1 protein-coding gene is annotated in these 1,216 nt (G+C 67.5%); it reads left to right on the top strand.

What is annotated here, in order from left to right; all coding sequences use genetic code 11:
- Positions 1-1,216 (top strand): IS66 family transposase (gene tnpC / locus CGK74_RS18335; protein WP_094269802.1); only part of this gene is annotated, 1,216 nt, incomplete at both ends.

The following is a 1,216-nucleotide window of genomic DNA, read 5'->3' on the forward strand; positions in this document are numbered from 1 at the left end:
AAGCCCCCGGCTCCGCCGGGGGACGGGGTTGCTCGGACGGTTACCTTCGAGGAGACCGCCGAGGCCGATCTTGCGGCGATGAGCGAAGAGCTCGAGCAGCTCCAACCCAGTGCCGACACGTCGACGCCCAAGGGCCAGGCCCGACGCAAGCCGCTGCCGCCCGAGCTGCCGCGCACCGAGATCCGTCACGAACCCGACTCGACCACCTGCGCCTGCGGCTGCCCGATGCGCCGCATCGGCGAGGACATCGCCGAGAAGCTCGACTACACCCCGGGCCGCTTCACCGTCGAGCGCCACATCCGGGGCAAGTGGGCGTGTGCGGCGTGCGAAACCCTGGTGCAGGCGCCGGTGCCGGCGCACATCATCGACAAGGGCATCCCGACTGCCGGGCTGCTCGCCCAAGTGCTGGTGGCCAAGTATCAGGACCATTTGCCGCTCTACCGTCAGGAAGGCATCTTCGGTCGAGCCGGGCTGGCGATCCCGCAATCGACGCTGGCTCAGTGGGTGGGCCAGAGCGGCGTGCACCTGCAGCCGCTGGTCGATGCGCTCAAGGCCGAGTTGCTGGCGCACCCGGTGCTGCATGCGGACGAGACGCCGGTGGCGATGCTCGATCCGGGTGCGGGCAAGACGCACCGTGCCTACCTGTGGTCCTACAGCGTCGGCGCTTTCGACCCCATGAAGGCAGTGGTCTATGACTTCGCCGACAGTCGCGCGGGCCGTCACGCCCAGGCGTTCCTGGGTGAGTGGCGCGGCACGCTGATCTGCGACGACTACGCCGGCTACAAGGCGCTGATCGCCCAAGGCGTGAAGGAAGCCGGCTGCATGGCGCACGCGCGGCGCAAGTTCTTCGATCTCACCGCCCAAGGGCAGAGCCAGATCGCCAGCGAGGCGCTCGAAGTCATCGGTGAGCTTTACGGAATCGAGCGTGAGGCGGCCGAACTGGACATCGATGCCCGGCGGCGCCTACGGGAGGTGAAGGCCCGACCCATCCTTGAACGCCTGCATGCATGGTTGCTCGCGCGACGCACCCAAGTGCCCAACGGCTCGGGCATTGCCCGCGCTATCGATTACAGCCTCAAGCGCTGGGCCGCGCTCACGCACTACGTCGACGACGGTCGTGTGCCCATCGACAACAACTGGATCGAGAACCAGATCCGGCCGATTGCGCTCGGGCGCAATTATGCGCGGTCGTCGATTATGCAAGCCCTTCGGCCTC

This window comes from Thauera propionica (assembly GCF_002245655.1).
GTDB classification, from domain to species: Bacteria; Pseudomonadota; Gammaproteobacteria; order Burkholderiales; family Rhodocyclaceae; genus Thauera; species Thauera propionica.